The organism is Mesorhizobium sp. A623 (genome assembly GCF_054489405.1).
Map to the genome: position 1 here is coordinate 22,947 of NZ_JBTMXB010000031.1, position 21,755 is coordinate 44,701.

General features: G+C 60.8%; 14 protein-coding genes. 6 read left to right on the forward strand and 8 right to left on the reverse strand.

Annotated features, from left to right (window positions below):
* Positions 1 to 200: 200 nt before the first annotated feature.
* From ACX3P1_RS22355 to repC, 4 genes are all read left to right on the forward strand, one after another.
* Positions 201 to 1,232, forward strand: a complete 1,032-nt coding sequence (locus tag ACX3P1_RS22355) for a site-specific integrase (RefSeq protein WP_459081820.1) — start codon at positions 201 to 203, stop codon at positions 1,230 to 1,232.
* Between the two features lie 486 nt (positions 1,233 to 1,718).
* Positions 1,719 to 2,936, forward strand: a complete 1,218-nt coding sequence (repA, locus tag ACX3P1_RS22360; RefSeq protein ID WP_459081795.1) for a plasmid partitioning protein RepA — start codon at positions 1,719 to 1,721, stop codon at positions 2,934 to 2,936.
* Positions 2,933 to 3,913 (forward strand): plasmid partitioning protein RepB, encoded by a 981-nt coding sequence (repB, locus tag ACX3P1_RS22365; protein ID WP_459081796.1) that lies wholly within the window; start codon positions 2,933 to 2,935, stop codon positions 3,911 to 3,913. The genes repA and repB overlap by 4 nt, the downstream gene beginning before the upstream one ends.
* A 219-nt stretch (positions 3,914 to 4,132) precedes the next feature.
* The gene (gene repC, locus ACX3P1_RS22370; protein ID WP_459081797.1) at positions 4,133 to 5,332 is read left to right on the forward strand and encodes a plasmid replication protein RepC; all 1,200 of its coding nucleotides are present in this window, start codon (positions 4,133 to 4,135) and stop codon (positions 5,330 to 5,332) included.
* A 15-nt stretch (positions 5,333 to 5,347) separates the two neighbouring features.
* On the opposite strand, the gene ACX3P1_RS22375 is transcribed toward repC, so the two are convergent.
* Positions 5,348 to 5,980: a YdeI/OmpD-associated family protein gene (locus ACX3P1_RS22375; RefSeq protein ID WP_459081798.1), complete on the reverse strand. Its 633-nt coding sequence runs from the start codon at positions 5,978 to 5,980 to the stop codon at positions 5,348 to 5,350.
* Between the two features lie 71 nt (positions 5,981 to 6,051).
* On the reverse strand, positions 6,052 to 6,246 hold the full coding sequence (locus tag ACX3P1_RS22380) for a hypothetical protein (RefSeq protein ID WP_459081799.1): 195 nt from the start codon (positions 6,244 to 6,246) through the stop codon (positions 6,052 to 6,054).
* Positions 6,247 to 6,586: 340 nt separating this feature from the next.
* On the opposite strand from ACX3P1_RS22380, the gene ACX3P1_RS22385 reads away from it, so the two are divergent.
* The gene (locus tag ACX3P1_RS22385; protein WP_459081800.1) at positions 6,587 to 7,573 is read left to right on the forward strand and encodes a DUF1403 family protein; all 987 of its coding nucleotides are present in this window, start codon (positions 6,587 to 6,589) and stop codon (positions 7,571 to 7,573) included.
* 2 nt (positions 7,574 to 7,575) lie between these two features.
* Entirely contained in the window at positions 7,576 to 8,292 is a 717-nt protein-coding gene (gene scpB, locus ACX3P1_RS22390) for an SMC-Scp complex subunit ScpB (protein WP_459081801.1), read from the forward strand.
* A gap of 649 nt (positions 8,293 to 8,941) precedes the next feature.
* Here the strand turns inward: scpB and ACX3P1_RS22395 are convergent.
* The 6 genes from ACX3P1_RS22395 to ACX3P1_RS22420 form a co-directional block, all read right to left on the reverse strand.
* Positions 8,942 to 9,514: a phospholipase D-like domain-containing protein gene (locus ACX3P1_RS22395; protein WP_459081802.1), complete on the reverse strand. Its 573-nt coding sequence runs from the start codon at positions 9,512 to 9,514 to the stop codon at positions 8,942 to 8,944.
* Positions 9,511 to 11,583: a hypothetical protein gene (locus ACX3P1_RS22400; protein ID WP_459081803.1), complete on the reverse strand. Its 2,073-nt coding sequence runs from the start codon at positions 11,581 to 11,583 to the stop codon at positions 9,511 to 9,513. The genes ACX3P1_RS22395 and ACX3P1_RS22400 overlap by 4 nt, the downstream gene beginning before the upstream one ends.
* A gap of 142 nt (positions 11,584 to 11,725) precedes the next feature.
* Positions 11,726 to 16,066, reverse strand: coding sequence for a helicase-related protein (locus ACX3P1_RS22405; RefSeq protein ID WP_459081804.1), 4,341 nt, complete (start codon positions 16,064 to 16,066; stop codon positions 11,726 to 11,728).
* Positions 16,063 to 18,567 (reverse strand): hypothetical protein, encoded by a 2,505-nt coding sequence (locus tag ACX3P1_RS22410; protein ID WP_459081805.1) that lies wholly within the window; start codon positions 18,565 to 18,567, stop codon positions 16,063 to 16,065. The genes ACX3P1_RS22405 and ACX3P1_RS22410 overlap by 4 nt, the downstream gene beginning before the upstream one ends.
* 245 nt (positions 18,568 to 18,812) lie before the next feature.
* Entirely contained in the window at positions 18,813 to 20,417 is a 1,605-nt protein-coding gene (locus tag ACX3P1_RS22415) for an HsdM family class I SAM-dependent methyltransferase (protein WP_459081806.1), read from the reverse strand.
* Positions 20,418 to 20,993: 576 nt separating this feature from the next.
* A complete protein-coding gene (locus tag ACX3P1_RS22420; protein ID WP_459081807.1) occupies positions 20,994 to 21,755 on the reverse strand; it encodes a protein phosphatase 2C domain-containing protein in 762 nt (253 codons plus the stop codon).

A 21,755-nucleotide genomic window follows, 5' to 3' on the forward strand; every position in this document is an offset into this window, starting at 1 on the left:
AGAAATCAACGTCAATGCGGGCAGTGACCCTGCTTGTCGATGCCGATTCACATTCCGTGTGCGTTGCCATACACTGGGGCGTCGGAAATTGCTTTCCGAGAGAATCTTGAGGCGACGGTCCCGCTCCTGTAATTATGAACCAATCTGAAAATCCATCTGATACCGATACTGGCGATCTGCCCGACATTATTGATGTCGTGATGGAGATGGGGGTCGTGCAGACCAAAGTCCCCTCTCCTCCCCTTCCGGCGCATCTGGAAAAGCTTGCGGACCGCGCGCGCGATTACGTTGAGGCGGCCAGTTCCGCCAATACGCGCCGCGCCTACGCCGCCGACTGGAAGCATTTTTGCGCCTGGTGCCGGCGGCAAAATCTTGAAGCGACGCCGCCTGACCCGCAAACCGTCGGGCTCTACATCACCGCCTGCGCCTCAGGCACGGTGACCGGCGACAAAAAGCCAAACTCAGTATCAACGATCGAACGGCGGCTGTCGTCGCTCTCATGGAATTACACGCAGCGCGGTCAGCCGCTCGATCGCAAGGATCGGCACATAGCGACGGTGATGGCCGGCATCCGCAACAAACATGCCTCCCCTCCCCGACAGAAGGAAGCGATCCTGCCCGAGGATCTGATCGCCATGCTGGAAACGCTCGACCGCGGAACCTTACGCGGACTGCGCGACCGGGCCATGCTGCTGCTCGGCTTTGCCGGCGGCCTGCGCCGTTCCGAAATCACCGGCCTGGACTGCGGTCGCGACCAGACCGAGGACGGTCGCGGCTGGATCGAGGTTTTGGACAAGGGCATCCTGGTCAAGCTGCGCGGCAAGACCGGCTGGCGCGAGGTCGAGATCGGCCGCGGCTCGGCCGACGCCACCTGCCCGGTCGTGGGGCTCGAAACCTGGCTGAAATTCGCGCGCATCGCCCACGGGCCGCTGTTCCGCCGCGTAACCGGCCAGGGCAAACAGGTGGGGTCGGAGCGGCTCAACGACCAGGAGGTCGCCCGTCTCGTCAAGCGCGCCGCGCTGGCCGCCGGCGTGCGCGGCGATCTTTCAGAAGGCGAACGAGGGCAAAAATTCTCCGGCCACTCGCTCAGAGCTGGCCTCGCCTCTTCCGCCGAGGTCGATGAACGCTATGTGCAAAAGCAACTTGGCCATGCCTCCGCTGAAATGACCCGAAAATACCAGCGCCGCCGCGACCGCTTCCGCGTCAATCTCACCAAGGCGTCTGGCCTGTAGGACAAGGCCCCATCTGCGAATGGCGACAAAAACGCTTCACCGTCCGTCGAATACCAAAGCGCGCCCACGCCGTATGCATCAAACCTCAGAACGCTATGTGCGTACGCCCGATTGCAGCAGGAATGCGTCGATTTGCGCGAACTCTACTTCAGTGTGATTTCGAATCGGTCCGACATAGTCTGGGTCGGTGGCTTGGCGCACGATCGGATTGCTCCGGATTTCTGCTATCTTGTGGTCGTGAGAGACGAGCCCCTTGGAATGCCGGGACGATTGAAGCAAATGGCAGAGGCTTGATTCCTGAAGGGCGAAGAGCCCGATCTGACGGGAGTGGCTCTCACTACCCGCTCACGATTGTCAGCTGACAATTGCGATCGCCAGTACTGCAAGGCTTGCCGTTAACCTTCTGTTAACCCAATATTCCTTGACGGTCACGGGAGACTCGGACACATTCACGAAAAAGATGCCCATATGCTGGAAATATCGTGAATGACAACATCAGCCGCTAATCCTGCTGCCGAGCGAGTAATCGCGGCGCAGTCAATTGATGAGACGATATGGGCCGATTCTCAAGCTCTGGGCTCTCAACTCCAGTTGCTACGCGAGCGTTTGTTCCCGCCGTCCGCACAGAAAGAACTTCGCAAGTTTTCCAGTCCTGAAGTAGCAAAGCTTATCGGGGTGACGGAGAGTTATATCAGGCACCTGGCTTTAGCTGAAGAAGGCCCTACCCCCGATAAAACAGCGGGTGGCCGTCGTGCGTACACGCTGGAGCAGGTTCACGAACTCCGTCGTTTTCTCGGGAATTCCAAACCTGCGTATCTGCCTAACCGCCGTCAAGGAGATCATCTCCAGATCATTGCTGTAACGAATTTCAAGGGAGGGAGTGGAAAGACCACTACTGCGGCCCATCTCGCCCAATATCTAGCACTTCATGGGCATCGTGTTCTTGCGGTTGATCTCGATCCTCAAGCGTCCATGAGCGCGCTGTTTGGTTATCAGCCAGAATTCGATGTCGGCGAGAACCAGACGCTTTACGGCGCTATCAGATATGACGGACCTCGGCCGCTATCCGACATCATCCGGACAACGTATTTCTCAGGTCTCGATCTCGTTCCGGGAAATCTGGAACTTCACGAATTTGAGCACGACACGCCCCGAGTTCTCGCGAGTAGAGAACACTCCGAAGATATGTTTTTCTTGCGTGTGGCCGAAGCCCTGAGATCCGTCGAAGATCGCTATGATGTCGTCGTTATTGACTGCCCGCCGCAACTGGGTTTTCTCACGATGTCTGCGCTCTGTGCGGCGACCTCAATTCTGATCACGGTGCACCCGCAGATGCTTGACGTAGCGTCCATGAATCAATTTCTGGCGATGACGTCCAACCTGCTGTCGGTGGTCAAGGATGCTGGTGGCAATCTTGATTATGACTGGATGCGTTATCTGGTTACCCGTTACGAGCCAAACGACGCTCCGCAAGCGCAGATTGTGGCCTTCCTTCGCAACCTGTTCGGTGAACGTGTGCTGACGGCGATGATGGTGAAATCGACTGCCATTTCCGATGCTGGATTATCGAAGCAGACCGTCTACGAGGCATCCAAGGATTCGATGCATCGGCAAACTTACGAACGTGCTCTGGAATCCATGGACAGCGTGAACTCCGAAATCGGGCAACTGGTACTCAAAGCATGGGGGAGGGCGACCGAATGAAGGGGCGCGATATCCTGAAAAGCCTCGTGGAGGCAGGCACGCCGACTGCTCCTGGCGGATTAATGCCTCACCAGAGACCATCTGGTGCCGTCAAGGCTCTGAACATGGGCCTCAATAGGCTCAATGAGGAAGCGGCCGAAGCCAAGGTTTTGCGTGAAGCGTTGGCCAATAGCGAGAGTGTTTTCGAACTTGATCCCTCAGTGGTCGATGCGTCCATCGTTTCGGACCGTCTGTCCTCATTTAATGATCCGGCTTTCAACGAACTGAAAAATGCCATCGAAACATCTGGTCAGCAGGTGCCCGTCCTGGTTCGCCGTCACCCGACAGAGCAGGGAAGATATCAAGCAGCCTACGGGCACCGCCGCATCCGTGTTGCGGGCGATCTCGGACGAAAGGTAAAAGCTATCGTCCGCCCGTTGACGGACGCCGAAATGGTGATTGCTCAGGGACAAGAGAACGGCCAGAGACTCGACCTCTCTTTTATCGAGCGTGCGGTTTTTGCGGCCAAACTGGATGCCGAAGGCTTCGACAGAGATGTCGTCTGTTCCGCACTTGGGATCGACAAACCCGAGGTCTCGCGTTTGTTGACGGTCGCCAATTCGGTAAGCCGGGAGATTATCAATGCTATTGGACCCGCTCCAAAGGCTGGACGGCCGCGTTGGTTGAAACTGGCGGAAACGCTGAAGAGTACTGACGCTGCTTCGCTAATTAGTGCTCGCATACAGCATGAAGATTTCCGGAACGCTGATAGTGATGCGCGTTTCAAGCTGGCGCTGACAGCTGCGACGATACCGAAGTGCGATGATGATCGACAATCGCGTCAAGGTACCCTTCAATCCGGTATCGGCTCGGTCGAGAGCGACGGCAGAACTTGGCGGCTGACCACTACGGATAAGGCCTTTGGTGCGTTCTTGGAGCGCCGTCTGGATACTCTTTTCAAGGAATTCGAGACAGCACAAAAGGGAGCCGTATCGTAAAATTGTCAGCTGACAATCGCCTGGGCTCAGGAAAATCAGCTAGCATTTAAAATTGGAGACTAGAAACCGCAAAAGAAAAAGGCCCCCGACGGCGAACCGTGGAAGCCCTTCTCGACTTGTTGCAGAGTGAGAATCACATTTCCACGAATCAGTGTCAAGCGTTTTGACGTCGAAGTCGGCGAGCAGGATTCTTTTGCCTAACTGAAGGCGAAGGAAAAGATGGAAACGCATATTGCAACGACGCCCTTTGGGCGGCGGCCGATGTCACTTGCCTTGTTGGCAGCGCAAAAGGAAGAAATTCCCGAAGGGAAGGTCGTCGACAAGTGGCAGCTGTATCGCGATCTGTGCGAGGGGAAATCCCTTGTTGGCATCGGAGACCGTTCGCTGGCCATTCTGGCAGCCTTGCTGTCGTTCTATCCGGACAACGAGCTTTCGGAAGAGAACGGCCTCGTCGTGTTCCCCTCGAACAAGCAGCTGTCTCTTAGAGCACACGGGATGGCCGATACGACGCTACGGCGGCATCTGGCGGCCTTGCTCGATTGCGGGCTGATTACCCGTCGGGATTCTCCCAACGGCAAACGATACGCCCGGAAGGGCAGGGGAGGGGCCTTGGAAGAAGCGTTTGGTTTCTCCCTCGCTCCGCTGCTTGTCCGCGCCGACGAGATCACGGATGCCGCTGAACGGGTCAGGGCGACCAACCGTGCCCTGAAGTTCATGAGGGAGCGGATCACGCTCCATCGTCGCGACATCAGTAAATTGATTGAAGCGGCCGTTGGGGAAGACGTTGCAGGAGATTGGGGCGGCCTCTGGAGGCGGTTCCGTGTCGTGGTGGACGCAATCCCCCGCCGGGCGACCGTTGACGGCCTGGAGCCGATTGTGGGTGAACTTGCCTCGATTCGTGAAGATGTCGATATCCTGCTGGAAACTCACATGAATACCGAGAATCCGGTTGGCAATGAATCCCATAGTGGCTGGCAGCAATCTGATTCAAATACCAATAACCTTTTTGAATTTGAACCTGCTCAAGAGAAGAGCAAGGCAACGGTCGAGCCAGAACGGGGTACGCAGGAGCCGCCCAAAGGGTATCCACTTGGGTTTGTGCTGAAAGCTTGCCCTGAAATTGCAGATTACGCGGTCGATGGGATTGGCAATTGGCGCGATTTGATGGCCACTGCCGCCCAGGTGAGGGGCTATCTCGGGATTTCGCCGTCGGCGTACGAGGACGCCTGCCACGTCATGGGGCCGGAAACCGCAGCGATTGTTGTATCCTGCATCCTCCAGCGTGCTCAACACATCCATTCTGCGGGCGGATATTTGAGAGCGCTCACCGAGAAGGCGAGGGCAGGGGAGTTTTCGGTCGGCCCGATGCTGATGGCGGCGTTTAAGTTGAACGGGACAACGTCGAGGATGGCGGGATGACGAGGCTTCAGGAGATCATGTTAGGATGGAACAAACACTCAGGGTCAGTGCGAACCCAAAATCTGTCGTTTCAGCCGTGAATGGTCTCTCCGCGTACGAGCATTCCAACGAAGCCATCGATCTTCCACGCCCTGGTCTCAGCTTTCTTAACCGCGCCAATCCTATACACGATCGCGTATCGGTTAGCGCCGGAGAGTGTAGCAAAGAAAGCTGCGGCCTTCGGGTTCGCATCGAGCGCATTCTGTAAATCCAGTGGAACCTCGGCCTTGCTAGCTGGCGCATACGCAGACTCCCATCAGCCTTCGCTTTATCTATTTCCAATTGTCCAGAGGTCTGCATGCTTCCCGCCGAAATCAGTTCCAGCGCGCGCTTTCGATTGACCTCCGACCACTTGCTGTGCGGCCTGCGTGGGGTAAAGCGAACCAACCAACTGTCAGCGTCGTACTTGTCGAACTGGCCGTCGATCCAGCCGTAGCAAAGGGCGCTGTCGATCGCCTGGGCTTTGGTGACGCTGGCGACGCTCGAACCCTTCTTACGAAATCTAATCCAGGCGCCGTTGGAATCGCTCGGTTGCGCCGCGAACCAGCCCTCCAGTGCAATCTGGTCAGAAAATGAAACAATCGGAAGGCCAGCACGCAATTCAGTCATTTTCGACCCATAGCGCGGTCCGTGGATCCGATAAATGTCCGCCAGATGGGTTCGCCGTAAAGTTCGCGGCTCTATTTCCGACGAGCCGCCCGTCTAAAGTCGATGATTTCGGCCTGCCGATACGGCTTCGAGTGCTCGGCCGTGGCGACGGCCTCGACCAGGATATCAATCGCAAAACGGGATTTCCGGCTCGTTTCGTCGTCGCCCTGCAGTTGGAGCCAAGCTTGCTCGAGCAGCTCGCGGGCATGGCCGAAATTGGAATTCATACGTCGTCTCCGTCCTGTGCCCACCGCACCGCAGAGGTGACAGAGCCGGGAACATGGACGGTAAACGCCCGTGGCCGTATTTGCCTCAAATGGTAGTCAACGGCTGTTAGATTCCAAGAAGCCGATGGATAGATTAGCGAAATCAGATGGATGGTTGGTTCCGGCGGACGAGCACGTCGAGAGAACACGAATTATTCATGGATGGAGACCAAGATTGAGCGGGACGCGACAGCCCTCTAATTGCGACGGCAACTATCGGTCTTTGCTGAGACAAGACAGGCGGTGCGGTTAAGCGTGATAATGGTGGCTTCAAGCGCACTGGCGATCTACCCTCGCCACCATGATTCGAGCCGAAAAATCCTTTGCCCCGCCCCGCGGCAAAACCCTGGCCAACGCCAAAGCCGCTATGCCGGCGCCGCCGTTGGTGCCCGTCTGGGCGGTTCCCCGCGTCCCTGCCAGCAACGACGCCGAAGCTGCCTTCTTGGCCGGCGCAGCGTTGACTACGCTCGACATGCTGGCGCGGTCCGACCCGGCTTGGGCCGGTGCCTGGCGCCAGCGTCTCTCCCTCAAATGCGCCGCAGCCGCGACAAAACTCGCCGGCCGGGCAGAGGACGAGGCGGCGCTGCGTGACGCCTGGTATCTGCGTCCTGCCGACGGCGATCCCGGCCCCGCCGGCAGTATTTTGGCCGCGTGGCGGCAGCTGGCGGCGCGGCCGCCGGTGGTCGACATCGCGAGACTGGCCGAAGTGGTTGAACAACTCGGCCTGCGCTGGGACGACGGTTTTGGCTATCTCCCGAGCGCCATTGACGATGTGGTCTATTCCGGCCGGCCGGCGCCTTTTGCCGCCGCGGCAATCGCCAGCCAGGTCGTTGCCCTGTCGCAGGGAGCGGAATTGTTGGCCTGGTGGTGTGCCGATCTGATCTTGGCGCTAAAACTGCGCTGGCCACGTCCGGTGCCGCTGCTGATGGCTCAGGTTTTTTCGCCCGTATTCCGCATCGATGGTAGTCGGGGGCGGATCAGGCCCGGAGAGGAGGGGTTTGAGCGAGCTGTTTGTCTGGCGCTGGCGCAGGGCGCAGCGGCGAATTGCCAGCTAGGCGCGGACCTGTCTCGGCGCGCCGAAAAGCTCGTTGGAGTGGTCCCTAAACTCCGCGCCAAAGGAGCAAGGGAGGTGATCCAAAAACTGCTCGATGACGATGCCGTGCCAAGCTCACTGACCACGAGAAATCTGTCGCGCTTCGGTTCACGGCGTCTGTTCGAGCGTCTGCAAAAATTCGAAGCGGTGCGTGAACTCTCCGGCCGTTCCTCCTTCCGGCTGTATGGGTTATAACGATGGCAGAACCGTCCGCTCGCCGAAAGGAAAATGCTCAGTCGGCATTGCTGGACATCGAGCTCGAGCACCTGCCGTCGGAACTACGCTGGCGCGAGTGGATGGGCCGGGTCGAGGCGGTGATTTTTGCTGCCAGCACTCCGGTGACCCGCGAAACATTGGCGCGTGTCGTCGGCAAAGGCTGCAACATCGATCTGATCATCGACGACATCCGTGCCGAACTCGCCGGCCGGCCCTACGAGTTGGTGTCGGTCGCGGGCGGCTGGCAGCACCGGACCAGAAAAATCTATTCCGACGCAATTCAAGCGGCGACGGGGCAGAGCACGGCAGAATCTCGCGCGCTTTCGCAGACCGAGGCGTTGGTTTTGATGTGTGTGGCGTATTTCCAGCCGATCACCCGCGGCGATCTTTCCAGCTTCTTTGGCAAGGAGGTTTCTCGCGATCTGATCGGCGTATTGCGCTCACAGGACTTCATTGCCTCGGGTCCGCGCAGTCCCACCCAAGGCGCGCCTTACACCTATGTCACCACGAAAGCCTTCCTTTCAAATTTCGGCCTAGACACGTTGCGCGATCTACCCGATTTCGAGGCGCTCGAGGACGCAGGATTGCTGTCAAAGGAAAAGCTTCTGGCGGGCGAGATTCCGGCCGGATTGGCAAATGACGAAAGCGATGAAGCCGAGGAGCAGAATTTGGATACCGTCATCGATGTGATGCGATAAGCAGACCGCCTTTGTCCGCTAGCTCTCCCGGAACCTACGGCCACGGCGACTGATCGTGCGGCCCACTTTTCGAGAACACGCTCTAGTTGCGAATAGGCAGCCCGAGGCGTGCCCATTCGTCGGGAGGGATCGCAGTTCCGACACGGAAGGCGAAGGCTGCGGCGAACGCGCAATTCCGCACCTTTCTTGAAGGTCTGTTCGACGACATTGCGCGATATATCGATGTATCCCGCGCAGCCACGTTGTCGACGTCGGAAAATCGTCGCGCAATGCTTGCTGAGCCTCAGGTCGAGTTTCTTGGCCCCGGACCGCAAAGAATGGACACCGGATGGCGAGAATTATATCAATGGTCTGTTCAAGATGTTGCACACAGATGGCTCCCATCCGGGCCTGTCTGACGAGGACCACTGCACCTTCCGTCTGCACATTGTGCTTGTGACGGCTCGAACCTTCCTGCGGCGGCTTTGGCAGGGCACTCAGTGGCGAACCGCTGGACGGCGCCGTTTTTTTCTTTCGGGCACTGTGATCGCGCCTGAGGTCGGGAGACTTTGGTCGGTACGAGCCGACCCGCGGGCCACTCGGTACTTTTGCCGGGGCAGATCGCATCGAAAACGTCGTGAAAGCCCGGCCAAGTTCGACTTGGCCTAGATCATCTATCTCCATCCGCGCCTCGCCGAGATGCTTCCGCCATATTGGCAACCGCATCGACGAGCACCTTGACAGCATGCACAGCTGGACCCTCGACCAACATCCCGCATTCGAGGTTAGTTGCCTTTGACCGCCAGAGCAGGTTTGCCGATCCGACGTACGCGGCGACCCCATCAGCCAGCACGATCTTTGCGTGAAACGTCTCCTGCGTAAGGTCGCCGGCGCCATAGTCGATGATGCGCGTGGTCGCCCTTTCAAGGCGGCGCCCCGCCTCTGCGCAGCTGCTCAGCTGCGATGCATCCCTTATGACCAGGATGCGCTCGATTGCCTCGGTAGTCTCGAACAGCTCGGCAGCCCAGGCGGCCCCTACCTTGTCGACGTAAGGGATCATCACCGTGAATCGCTGACGCGCCAACGATGCGAGATGCCGGAAGGCGTCGGTTGTCGGCGTGAGGGTCACGTAGTCACTCGCAATGTCGGCAGCGAGCGCGTCCGCCAATCGACTGGGCGTCGGTGGCATCGTCACGACGAGCCTGGCGGTAGCTCTTGGCGAAATGAATACTTCGTTCGTCATTTCGCCACGGCAGCGTCGAAGAAGCCGACCAGGTCGGGTGCCGATCTGGGTTCCCATTCCGGGCCCTTGCCGCCCTTGAGGACAGCGCGCGACAGCAAGAGGTTGAAGGCGATGCAGCTTACCTCGGATACCATTACGCAAGCCGGGCAGGCGCCGCCCCTGGCGTCGCACAGGCTGCCCGAGCCGCATCGCAACATGCGTGGATCGAGCGCGCGGCGCAGAAACTCATCGGCATGGTTACGCCACATTGCGGAGATGTTGCCAAGGTCAGGAGTCATGCCCTTCCGGTAGATCACAAAGGCGAGGTCCGCCGGGAAGATGTGCTCGCCGATGCCATCACGGTCGACGCCTGACGAATCGGCTAGCGAATGCATCATCTGGTGCGACAGGGTGTGGAGAAGGAGGTAGACATACGCGGGCACTGTGCGCGGATAGCCGCCACTACCCTCGCGGTCCTTGAACATTTCGAGGAATGGGCCGAAATCCTCGTAGCGTTCCAGATAGCCTCGGCCGAGACCATCGTCGGGCACGTCAGTGACCATATTAGCCTTCAGCCAACGGACCACTCTGGCCTCGTCCAGCTTGAAGTAGAGTGCCTCGTTTTGCTGTTGGGTCACGTATATCGGTCGTTTCGTGCCTTGGATCGGCAGCTGGTCGAACGCCTTAAGGCGCACCGGCATGTCGACGCTCGTGCCCTGATGCTCACGCTTGTAGACGGGCGTCGCGGAAACCCGTGTGAAGCCGAAACTGAACTCGCAGATTGGCAGATTGCGGACGATCACCAAGCGCTCCATGCCCAAATGCGCCAGGAGATTCCCAATATTGGACTGGTAGCGCGCCTTGCGCTGGGGATCGTTGACGACGTCGGTCAATGTGATGTCGGGCTCCATCACGTCGACGGCGGCGTGTCGAGCCATAGCCTCTTCGACATGCTCCCGTAGGAAAGCGTCGTGCTGGATAGTGAGCCTGATCGGATCATAGCGGCGCGTCCAGTCCTCGCGCTGCGTGATGGCCCTCAGGACGCCTGTGCTGCCCAGCCTGCCGCGTTCAACAATGCCAGCAGCGAACCACCCCTCGCGCAGCTCGTGTGCGCTATCGCGATATGACCGGGCGCGCTCAGGTCGACCGCTTTCTTCCGCGCGGCGAGCCATCTCGAGGAAGCTAAGGTAGTCGTCCCAGTCGCTGCGGTGTGTCGGGTCGGCCTGCACCGCCGCCCGCACCTCGTCCTCCGCTGGCTCGGCGAACGGGATGTTATGAATTTGAGCCAGCTTCGCCACCAGTTCGCCGACCCGTGGCGGCGTCATCAGCTCGACGACGGCGCTATCCTGGAATTCGATAAAGCTGGTGCGCTGTGGGTAGAAGGTTGAGTTCGCCCGGTACGACACCGGCAGCATATTGATTTCGATCCACTGGAAGGCGCGACCACTGGTACTCTGCTCGGTTTGCAACCGGGCTAAGACCTCGGGCTCGGCCTTCTTGAGCGGGCGCGTATCGCCACAGCCCTCGCAGACGTACCGCCACTCCGAGAAAACAGGGGCGTCGTTCCGCAGCTTGAAGCTGGTTGAACCGCAAGTGCACATCCTGATCTGGCGCGTGCCGCCGGTCTGCGGATCAAAGTTGTAGTTGAAGGGACTGAGGGGCTGAATCTCGCCCGACCAATGTACGTAGACGACGTCGACCTGGGTCCAACGGGCATCGTGTCCGTTGCACTTTCTTGGCAGCGGCTGCCTCGCCTGATCCGCGATGCTCTCGTATTCAAGGGTCGAACCGCAGATGCCGCAGCGGTAAACGAGGGGATAGGGGACATAGCCAACACGGTCCGGTCCTGTCATCTGAAAATCGCCCCGCTCGATCCGGACCTCCCCGGTCCGGGAATCGCGGAAGGGGGCGTCGAGGACGAGTTCGGGCAGGGCGTCAGGAACGGCTTTCATCGCCCGATCGCGCCAATTGGTGGCGAAGTCACTCAGATTCTCGAAGACGAGATCAATCGTCGTCCGGTTGAGCTGCTTGGAAATATCGTTCGCCAGTGGGACGGAGCGGCATATTCCCTTTCCTCCCTCCCACGTCATAAGCACTCCGGGTGCGTAGGAGCTGGCGAGCTGCACTCGCGATCGCGACATAGTCGGCGGCTCTAGCGCTTCCGGCTCGCGCCTTGCCCCGCCGAAAGCCGACGGCCGGCGGTTTGATGTGCGCCAGTCTCCGCCTGTGCCTTTACCCTCGCCCATCGTCGCCTCCGTCTGCGTCCAATTCCGAGGCTGTGCCGCGTTGGGTCCTGATCGCCCGCATCACCTTCGCCAGATCCTGCCGATCGACATCTGTGGATCGCCCCCGCGCAAGGGGATCTCGCCCCGCAGCCACGATGTACCCCGCCTCGTCGACATCGCGCAGCGACGTCATTGGCGGCCGGAACGCCGGCAAGTCGTCCCAATAGTCCCGCAGGCTGGCGATCGTGCCACGGCTCGATATGTCCCGTACGAACGTGTCCACCTGCTTCTCCACCAGGGCGCGGTAGAAGTCCTCGTAGTGTGGAGCTCCTAGCTGTGACGCACCCTTGCCGGCGAAACCACTGGCGCGCAGCATGAACCCGCCCAAAGCCTCGCAAAGCGCGACATGGTTGCGCTGCGCCAAGGTGGCGAACCGGCTGATCTGGTCCATGTGACTTACTTCCGCTTTCCGACCATCGTCTTGGGCCAGGAATTCGCGCGCCTCGCGCAGCATGGCCCATGCCTGAACATACGACGCCATGGTCCGCTTGATCGCGTTCTCTGCCCACCGCTCGACAGCGGGCGGTGCGATCATGCGCTCGAGGAACCGGTGGAAGATGTCATGGGTCTCGATAACGTAGCGGTCGCGACGGTTCTGGGGCGTCGGTAGCAGCATCACGAACCCGACATGCGTGCGACCGACACGGCTCGACGCCTGGATATACTCTGCGATGTCGGAGGGCAGGCCGGCGAAAAACATGCTGTTGAACCGGTCCACGTCCACGCCATGGCTGATCGCCGACGTGGCGACAATGTTGCGAAGGGTTGCTGCAATATCGGGATAGTCCCCACCGACGAACGACTTTTCGGCATCCTCCATCACTGCCTGGATGTCCTTCATGTCGATTCCACCCGATATCAAGCGGCTTTCAAACGCGGCGTGGCTGCGACCGATACGCCTGTGTTGGTGTTCAACTGCCGCACCCAACGCATCAATGATTTGATCGCCACCCTTCTTGTTAGTGACATAGGCGAGTGCGATGCGATGTAGGTCGACAAGCGCCATGATTTCGCCGGCGCGGCCTTGGGCAACAGCGCGATCAATCGCCGCCCGATGCCAATCACCGGCTATGCCCGAAGAAACCGCGTCCCGGATAGCCGCTACAGCTGCTGGGCGGCTGCCCTCGCCCAACATTCCATCCCATAGCGCGGTTATGATGCTGTGGAACGCCGCGAGCACTCCGACCGTCGTGACCGTGTGGGTGGCGTCGTTGGTCATGAGAGACACATAGAGTCGCATCCATGGCGCTGTTTGCTCCGGTGCTTGTGCAAACGACAGGGATGCAGCGAGCGCGACGCGCCCTCCGTTGCCGGCAGGCGGCGCGGCGGGCTCCGCGAAGAACGAGTGGTAGAGGTCCGGCCCTGGATAGGGAAAGCGCAGAGGCACGCGCTGATAGAGTGTCTCAAGCTGGCGCTCAGGCGCCGAGATGGTAGCGGTTGCGGCGATGACCTTGGGCATTCGCGGCGCGCCCCACCCGTCACCGTTCCAGCGGCGCGCGACTTGGAGCCCGTCACCGGCCATGTCGGCCACGTCCTCGAGGATCGTCTCAAGCAGGGAGTCGAACAGCCCGCTGAAAGTGCCAAGACTTTCCTCAAGCAGGTGCGCCTCATCCTGGATAACGAGCGAGGGGAACGGGTCGTGGAAGACACGCGTGCCCTTGGCGTAGGCGGGGAAGACGTTGGAGATGTCGTCTTCGGTGGGGTCGCGGCGGAGGTCGTCCTCGCGTCGCGGAGTGTCGAGGTTGCCCCACCGGTCGATTCGACGGGCCAGGCCGAACATGCCGAGCACCTTGCTGATAGTAGCCGTGTGCTGTCCCAGCATGGCCAGCTTATCGACGGTTCCGAGCACGATCGCGGGTGCACGAGCGTAGATTGCATCATCGGTCAGCAGGAACGGCAGCGGATGCCGCCCGCCATGCTCCCGGTTCCACTCGCAGCCGTCGTTGAAGCAGACGATCGCCGCTCGCTTGCCGAGTGGCCCTTCGCCCTCATCGCGCCTCAGCCCGGTCGCTTCGCCGCATACGGGGCACTCCGGGATCTTGTCGTAGGCCTCGCGCGCCTCGACGTATCGGCGGCCCTGAGCGCGCTGTTCGTCATCTCCCGTCGCGCCGTCGAGCTCGCTATCGTCGGCGAACTCTCGATCGCTCGCCAGCGGGATATCGGCGCGGAATGCACGATAGTTGTTCGGTGTGTTCTGGTTTCCGACCCAGAAGCCCATCTCAAACGGCCAGTTCCCCACGGCATGGCGGCGGCGCACGATTTCGGCCCGCACCACCAGCTTTAGGAGGCGTTGCGCCTGCTGAAGCGTCAGCAGGCGGAGTGGGTAACGGATCATGGCCGTTATGCCACGATCTTTTCCGCGCAGTCGGTCGAGAAACATGGCGAACAGCAGCGTGCCGTAGAACGCCTCGGACTTGCCACCTCCGGTCGGAAAGTACAGCAGGCTGACGCCGTCCTCGTCGAGCATGGGATCATGGTACTCGCGCCACTCCTCAATCCGAGAGCTGAACACCGGGACATGCGCGAGGACGAATGCCATCTGAAACAGTCGCCAGCCCCGCTTTGGGTCGTGGGCGTCGCGTAGAGCGAACGCCTCGTTGGTCATGGTCCATGCGCGCCAGGGAGCGGCGCGGGGCTCAAGGGCCGCGCGATCCGCCCCGGCCAGCCCGGATAGCATTTCATATGCTTTCTTCGACGCGATCAGCATCTCGACGCCGCGTTCGATGTAGCGGGCCTCGGTGCGCTGTGCGGCAATGTCCTTTCGCAGTCGTGCAGACTCGATCTCCGCATCGGCGCGATCTAGGCCCGCCGTTACCGTGTCTTTGAGACGAACCTCTTGCTCGTCGATCCACTTAACATAGGCTCGAGGCAGCTCGAACAGTTTGGTCGCGTCGAACCCTGGTTCCTTGAGGATCGCGAACTGGAACGGTAGGTCGATCTGGCGCGCGACGATGCGCGGCTGAGCGAAGCGTGGCGCGGCCGTCGTGGCGAGGCGTAGTTCGCCTGCAGCCGTGTCGGCGTGCACGCCGCAGTTTAGGCCGATCGCAGGATAATCAAGATGGTCGCGGAAGCGGTAGGACGGTTCCACTCGGTCCAGCCGAAGGGGTCGGTGTGCGGCCTGGGGCAGAGTCAACGAAAGCCCCGCGCCAAACACCGTATTGCACCGACCTTGCGCATCTCGCGGCGTCGGCTCGGGCGACTGGTTATCTAGCATGACACGCAGCGACAGGCGGCTCGGGTCGAGGAAGTCTACCTGCCGCTCCACCTTCAGCACCACTCGTGAGAGATCCGGTACAACGCGTGCACGGTCGACCGGTTGGGCGGCTAGCGCAGCCATGGCCGCCGTCCACCTCGCCTCGTCCAGTGTCTCGCCAGGTTGCACGGTCGCGTCACGCCATGCTTCGGTGGCCCCGTTCCCGGTCACCCACGTCTCGAGCTGCGCCCCGACCGCGTTTGCGAGGATCACATTGTACGCATCGACTGTCGCGGTCAGCGTCGTGTCGTCTGCGTCGGTCGCAAACTCCAGAGTTGGTAGCGCAAGATCGATCCGACGCCATTTCCCGGGTATGGGTGCCGGGTCGACATGATGCAAGGGTATTGCGCGGCTTTCGCGCACGAGGCGCGCAATCGGCGCCGCCTGAGCGACGTTGTCGTCAGGGGTATTGGGATCACCGACCGCATCGTCGGGCGGTTGCTCGGCGTTCAGCGGCTCGGGTTCCCAGGACAGCAGTTTGATGCCATGCGCCGCATACGCCTTTGTCCGGATCCCGGCGAGAATCTGCGCACGCTGCGCGCGCACCTTCGAACGCTTCGCCTCGTCCATTCCCTTCCAGTCGGGACGATCGACCCCTGCCGCCTGCAGCGCTGGAACGCGCTCCGCGCGGATTGCGTCGTCAATTTGCTGTTGGATGCTCTTACGCAGTCTGAAGTCGAAGTCGAGCTCACCACCGCCGGCTACGAGGTCCTTCCAGAGGGGTATGACGCGCACATAAACCGAGAACCGTGGCGTGACTCGGATGGTCGCACGAGTCCCGGCGCCCACGACAAAATCTACCCCGACAGCAGCGATCCGGATGTCCGATGTCTCGTCCACAACGCCGCCAACATCGAACCGTGGGAGCAACTGCCCCGCGAATACGCCGCGACGGGGCGAGCTGCCGAGGATGGTGCGCCCGCGCTCGTCGTCGCCGCTGACTCTAGCGACGAGTGCGTTGACCAGCGCGTCGCACACGGCCTCCTTGAGCTCGACGTCGATGTCACCCAGCTGCTTGTCCGAATGTCCCTTCACGTCACCTCCAAGCTCCGTGTTTCCGCCACGGTCGCCACGTGTTCTTCGGCCATGGCCCGGAGCGCACGAATGTCATCACTCCGGTCGCGATTGCTGGCGAGCGCGGCATGAGGGTCCGTCAGGATACCACGGAAGGCGTCGTGGAAGATGTTGCCCGATCGCAGCCGATGCGAGCGCTGCGCAACCACTGCCCATAGCCAGAAGCTCTCCGCCAGCTTAGTGCCTATCCCCAGCGCACCGGTAAAACGCATGAACGTCTCGCGATCATGGGGCGCGTGCGGCACGACGTCGTGCAGTGGCTTGTCTAGCTCGTCGTCAAGATCCACCCAATAGCGTGCAGTTTCGATTGAAACACGCGGTTCACCCATCAGCGACACGACGACCCGCAGGCGCTCGTTGACTGAATCTCCGGCTATGGCGCCGAAGCGGCTGGCGACCTGCAGATGGTATTCACGAATTTCGGCCGCGGCGGTAGCGCGGACATTCACGAGCGTGCGCGCCCGCTCGACAAAGCCCGGCCCAATCACGCAAACCTCTTCGCCCTTGCGAATCTGCGAGGCCGGTCGCTCGATGAAGGAAGTCGTCGCGGCGCTGTCGTTGCGCAGGACGATGCCTGTTGATGCGCGTGCGATGATGCGCTGTCCATTGTTCATGGATATTTCAACCAGACGGCGCTCGCCTCGAGAACCGCCGCTGAGGTCGACCACCGACCCCGGAGGGAACTCGATGTCATCGGTCGGCATCTCGGAATCAAGCTGCACTGCGTGTCGCCCGATCTCGCTGACGCGCGCGGTCGCTCTGGCAGCGAAGACTCGAAGCCGGACGGCAAGCGCGGGCACGTCGATTTCCTGCGCTAGCCGGTCTGCGTCCCTGGCCGCGAAAGCAAGCGTGTCTGCGTCGGCGAGGATCACGACCTGCTCGGGCAGCCACGGTTCGGCCAGCGTCGCCAGGATGGCAGACCTCGTCGGTGCGACAATGATGGCCCGCTTGAACTGATTGCGCAGCGAACTGGGCATCGCCGTGATGGTGCTTAGCACGCGGGCACCGCCGACGCGGATTATCCCGGTATCGAGCCGCTCCGTCAGTTTTGGATGCGCGGCCGACAGACGGTCGGCCGCGAACTCCGCCACCATGTCGGAACGGAAAACGAAGGCTGATCGGGAGCTGGAGCGAAGCGCCGGCTGTATCGCGTCTGCCAGGAGCGTCGACATCGGCGTCGCCCGTTCAAGGGAACGCATGATGCCGGTCGTTTCAGCAGTGACCTGCGCCTCCGCGTCAGCCTGGCTGGCAAGGCTGCGAGGGTCGGAAAGGGACGTGACATCTGCCGCAACTCGATACGTCGCCAGTCGATCGTTCGCGGTCGCTGTCGATGTTTCTCGCTCGAGAAACCGACTAAGGTCGGCGATCGATCCCGGCAGGCAGGCGGTGCGCCGAACTGTGGCGATCATGTTTCGCGCCGTCTCGGCCCCGGCCGGATCCCCCATCTCCGATAGCCTGTGCGCGAGGCCACGGAGCCGCTCGATATTCCGGTCGACGTCGCCGAAGAAGCCGTCGACTTCTATCCGTGCGCCGCCCTCGAACTGGAGTTTAGGCTGGTTGGTGTCCTGAACGATCCCGGTGGTGGGCGAGTAGACGACGTGTCCCACGGCCGGCGTCACCTTGGCTTTGCGTCCAGGTTGCTTCGTTCCGAGAAGCTGAAACCGAGCGGTTTGGTATGTCCACGGATCATCCGCCAGCACGAGAATGCCGGCGGTTGGATGGACCTCTCGCATGCACTCCACCATGTCGCCAGCGTGCTTCAGCCAGTTCCATCCCAGCCGGTCGCGCGCGGTCCGCGACAAGTCAAGAATCAGGAGGTCGGGCGCCCTCGTGATCCCCCTCAGCTCCATGCCGAGTCGATCCCCAGCTCGGATCGTGTAGAGATAGTACGCAGCCCTCGAGGGGTTGTCCGCGTCTCCGGATCGCTTGTGCGTCGCGATGTCAGTCTTGCTCCGCGTTCGCCAAAGTAGCGAGCTATTGGAGGGTCGCTCTCCCCTCGGCGGACCGTGCGGTACAATCTCATCGAGGATCGGATGCTCGAACTCGGCGTAGTCCTGGCCGTCCGAGGCCCGGCCAGTCAGCTTACGGACACGGGCCAGAACTTGGTGGTAGTCCTTGGCAGCGTCGCTCTTCCCATCCAGGTAGCGCTTCAGGTGGTCGAAGTGCACTTCGCCAATACCGTGGCGATCAACCTGCACGGCGCGTGCCTGCGCGTGTGTGCTCCGGGCATAGGGGAATACGACGGCGCGCACCTCGTCGGCTCTTTTCCGACTGAGCGAGCGTTCGTTCTTGATTGTGATTTCGACGGGCTCCGCGCTGCAGATGGAGGCAATCGACAGCAGGGAGACGATCGCTGAGGGCGACATACGGGTCGGGGGCCACGGCATGATCACCTGAGCCGACCCATCGCTCGCCACTTCGGCAGCCGATCGGACGAGCCGCTCGTAGGCTGGTGTGAGCACAACCGGCTCCGGCGATCCAAGTCGATGAAGGGGCTGTCCGGTAAGAGCCTCGATATACCGTTCGACGTTCCGCGGCGCTCGATGGACAGGTTCCGGGGCCAAGACCGTTTCCGTCGCTTGCCGCGAGGCCATCGACGCTATCTTGGAGGTGAGACCTGCCCGCTTATCCAGCTGCGTCTGGCGTTGCAGCGCCCGGTCCTTGAGTTCAGTGCCAGGTGCCCGGTCAAAAGGTCGGTACCGCGCCATCACGCCTCAACCGATTCTTGCTGACTGCGGTATGCGGTCAACGCTGCGGTTTCCGCGTCTCCGTCGGCCTCGCGGAGCGCAGCCGAGAAGGCAGCCGGCGTCGGAAGATCAAGTTGCCGAAGCAGTGTGACAGAAACCGCTGCCGTTCCAGAAACACGGCGGTATCGCTGATCGACCGCGCTCGTGTTGAGCAGCTTGACGGCGAGGGCAAGCCGTCTGGGGCTCTCGGCGGTGAGAACGATCGTATGATTTTCAGTGACGAAGCCTCCCCATCGCACCACAACGGCAGGATCGACTATTGCCGCGATGAGCCGCCGCGACTGCTTATCGTTTGTCGTGCGCTGCATGACGGCCGCGGGTGTTCGGACCACGGCCGCGCTTGCTTCTGCGAAGGTAACGAAGTCCATCTTCGTACCCTGCTTACCTGCGGGTCGGCATACTTCTCCCGCTCGAACGTTCTTTGCCCATACCAACGGAAAGCCGTCCAGACGTCCGAGCTTCATCACAAGCCGCGCTCGCTCGCGATTCCAGACGAAGTATCCTGCCTTTGCTGTCACGCCATAGTCGGCCAGCGTCGCGCCGCCGATCGTTTCAGGGTCGACCGGCGGTAGCGGCCAAGCGTCCCCGGGCGTCGCGGGCAGAGCCTGTTCGACAGCGGGCGCGGCGGTTACCGCCGGCCCGATGATTGGAAACCGAACCTTCGCATCTGGGCGATGTGCCTTTCCCTTGCGTACTATCAGCACGCTGATGTCTTGGGCTACGTCAAGAAAGACCCCGTCGCGACCTGCGATCGAGCCGATGGTAAGGACCTCGCCTTGCGACCGAATGAACTGGCGCATGCGATCATAGAGCGGGCCCGACCGGAAGCTCGACGGGATGACGAGCGCCACGATACCGTCAGGCTTCGCGTTGCGGAAGCAGAGTTCGGAAAATAGGGCATACTTGTTTATGTGCCCGCTATGTGCGACCCGCCGCCACGCATTTCCGCGGACCTCCTCCATCGACATTCGGCCGTACGGCGGGTTCGCGATGACCAACCCATAGGAGGCTGGGATCGGCACGCGCAGCGCGTCCCCTATGAGAATCACCTCCCGCGGTAGGGGCGCCTTCAGCCGTTCGGCTATCAGCCTGCGTGACAGGGTGGCGAGGCCCGCGTCGATTTCGATGCCGTTCAGCCGGTAGGCGACTTCCTTTGTATCGAGGCCCGCTGAGGTCATCCGTCCAGCGATCGTTGAGAGGAAGGCCGCGCCACCCGCCGCCGGATCGAGGACGTCATCACTCGACAGATCAAATCCAGCCTCGATGGCGAAATCTACGACCGCATCTGCAACCGCTGGGGGCGTAAAATAGGTGGCTTGCGACCGCCGAACTTTAGCTGGCAACATGAGCGTGTAGAGCGTCCCGATCCAGTAATGACGCTCGTCGACGGGCAGAGCATGGAGAGCCTTTCGGAATGGCTCGAGCCGTTCGTCCACGCCGAGATCCGCAAGCAGATCGAGGCATGCATCGGCACGGGCCTGCGGTGACGTGGCCTCACGCGCCAAATCCCGCGCAGCAACGCGAGCACGGGCGAGCAGCGTCGTCTTGCTCCCCTCCGGTTCCACGCATCCCCCCTTTCCCACGGCCCCAGCCGTCCAACGTCACTGCTACATACGTGAGACGATATGCCATAGAATAACACTGTGCATGCAAGATCAACCGTGCTCATAGCGTCAGTAAGCCCGAGAGTTGGCGACATCGATGGCAAGCCGCGCATATAAGTTCTACATGTGGTTGGGAACGCGACGATACATCCTAGAGCGTCAGAAGTTGTACGTCACGTAGGTCAAGGCGCGCCTCTCGCCAACAGTGTTGACGGGGGTGGCGAGACAGAGCTGCCCGGGTCGAGTACGAGCGCCAAGCGCCGGTCCCATCCTACGGCGAAGGCGACATGAGCGAGGGCGGAGGAGGCCGAAGGCACATACTGGGCGCGGAAGGTCATGAAGAGGCTCGCCTTCGGACCACTCTGGCGACTTGTTTGACGTAATTTGGCCGAGCCTGCCGCAACTGCGTATTTTCGTCGGGCGGATCAACATGCATGCCGATCGGCAACAGGCGGAGACAGTGCCGCAGCTACAGCTTGTAGGCGCCATGCGCTGAGGGCAAGGCACCGGCACAAGGCGCAATACTGTTTGCGGGGATTAGCGACTGGGATTGTCTATTTGCTCTTTCACCGTGCTCCTGAAGTACACGTTTTCTGAAGCGCCTCGTCGTTGGGAAAGCCGATCTGTCCGGCCATCATCGAGGTGCCGAATGAGCAACACGCTGCGATCGTCTCTCTCGCTTCTTGTTGGCTGATAGCGTCGATCGACGAATTCCCATTGTTCGGCTAGATTTAGTTCGGCCCAGAATCCATCTGTCGCCGCAACGAGAGAGTTATCGGCTAGCTCGATCTCTGCCACGTCGGGCATGATGAATTCTCGAGATCGGAAGCTCCGCGTCAGCCGATGCCGTGCGCTGACGTTGATGATCTCATCAACCGGCACCTCACCTAAAGCGTTCGCAAGCGTGTGCGGCTGGGTCAGCCATTGAATGGGGCCTTTTTCATCGTAGCATCCAAACAAACAATCGCCGGCGTGCAAAACAAGAGCCCGCCCTGAAGTATCAAGATGCGCGATCCCGTAGCTGGCGCTATCTGATGGAAAAATTTTGGACAGGGATTCGTGTGTTCGGCGCAGCTGCGCTGTCAAAGTCTCGACGGTTATCTCAGCGGCTGATGTGACATACCAATTGACTATGTCGCGGGTGATCTCGCGAACCAACTCTCCGCTCGTGGGCGTCGATGTAGAACCGTCCAGGATGATGAATAGGGCCGTGTCAGCGCGTGTACCGACACCCGCATAGTCGCGGTTGTCCGGAGTTCTTGTACCCTGCTGGCTGTGCCAATCGACTTCAAAGCCCAT

Coding starts and splice junctions, on each gene's coding strand:
- ACX3P1_RS22355 (WP_459081820.1), top strand. CDS start 201: ATGGAGATGGGGGTCGTGCAGACCAAAGTCCCCTCTCCTCCCCTTCCG.
- repA (WP_459081795.1), top strand. CDS start 1,719: ATGACAACATCAGCCGCTAATCCTGCTGCCGAGCGAGTAATCGCGGCG.
- repB (WP_459081796.1), top strand. CDS start 2,933: ATGAAGGGGCGCGATATCCTGAAAAGCCTCGTGGAGGCAGGCACGCCG.
- repC (WP_459081797.1), top strand. CDS start 4,133: ATGGAAACGCATATTGCAACGACGCCCTTTGGGCGGCGGCCGATGTCA.
- ACX3P1_RS22375 (WP_459081798.1), bottom strand. CDS start 5,980: ATGACTGAATTGCGTGCTGGCCTTCCGATTGTTTCATTTTCTGACCAG.
- ACX3P1_RS22380 (WP_459081799.1), bottom strand. CDS start 6,246: ATGAATTCCAATTTCGGCCATGCCCGCGAGCTGCTCGAGCAAGCTTGG.
- ACX3P1_RS22385 (WP_459081800.1), top strand. CDS start 6,587: ATGATTCGAGCCGAAAAATCCTTTGCCCCGCCCCGCGGCAAAACCCTG.
- scpB (WP_459081801.1), top strand. CDS start 7,576: ATGGCAGAACCGTCCGCTCGCCGAAAGGAAAATGCTCAGTCGGCATTG.
- ACX3P1_RS22395 (WP_459081802.1), bottom strand. CDS start 9,514: ATGACGAACGAAGTATTCATTTCGCCAAGAGCTACCGCCAGGCTCGTC.
- ACX3P1_RS22400 (WP_459081803.1), bottom strand. CDS start 11,583: ATGACGTGGGAGGGAGGAAAGGGAATATGCCGCTCCGTCCCACTGGCG.
- ACX3P1_RS22420 (WP_459081807.1), bottom strand. CDS start 21,755: ATGGGCTTTGAAGTCGATTGGCACAGCCAGCAGGGTACAAGAACTCCG.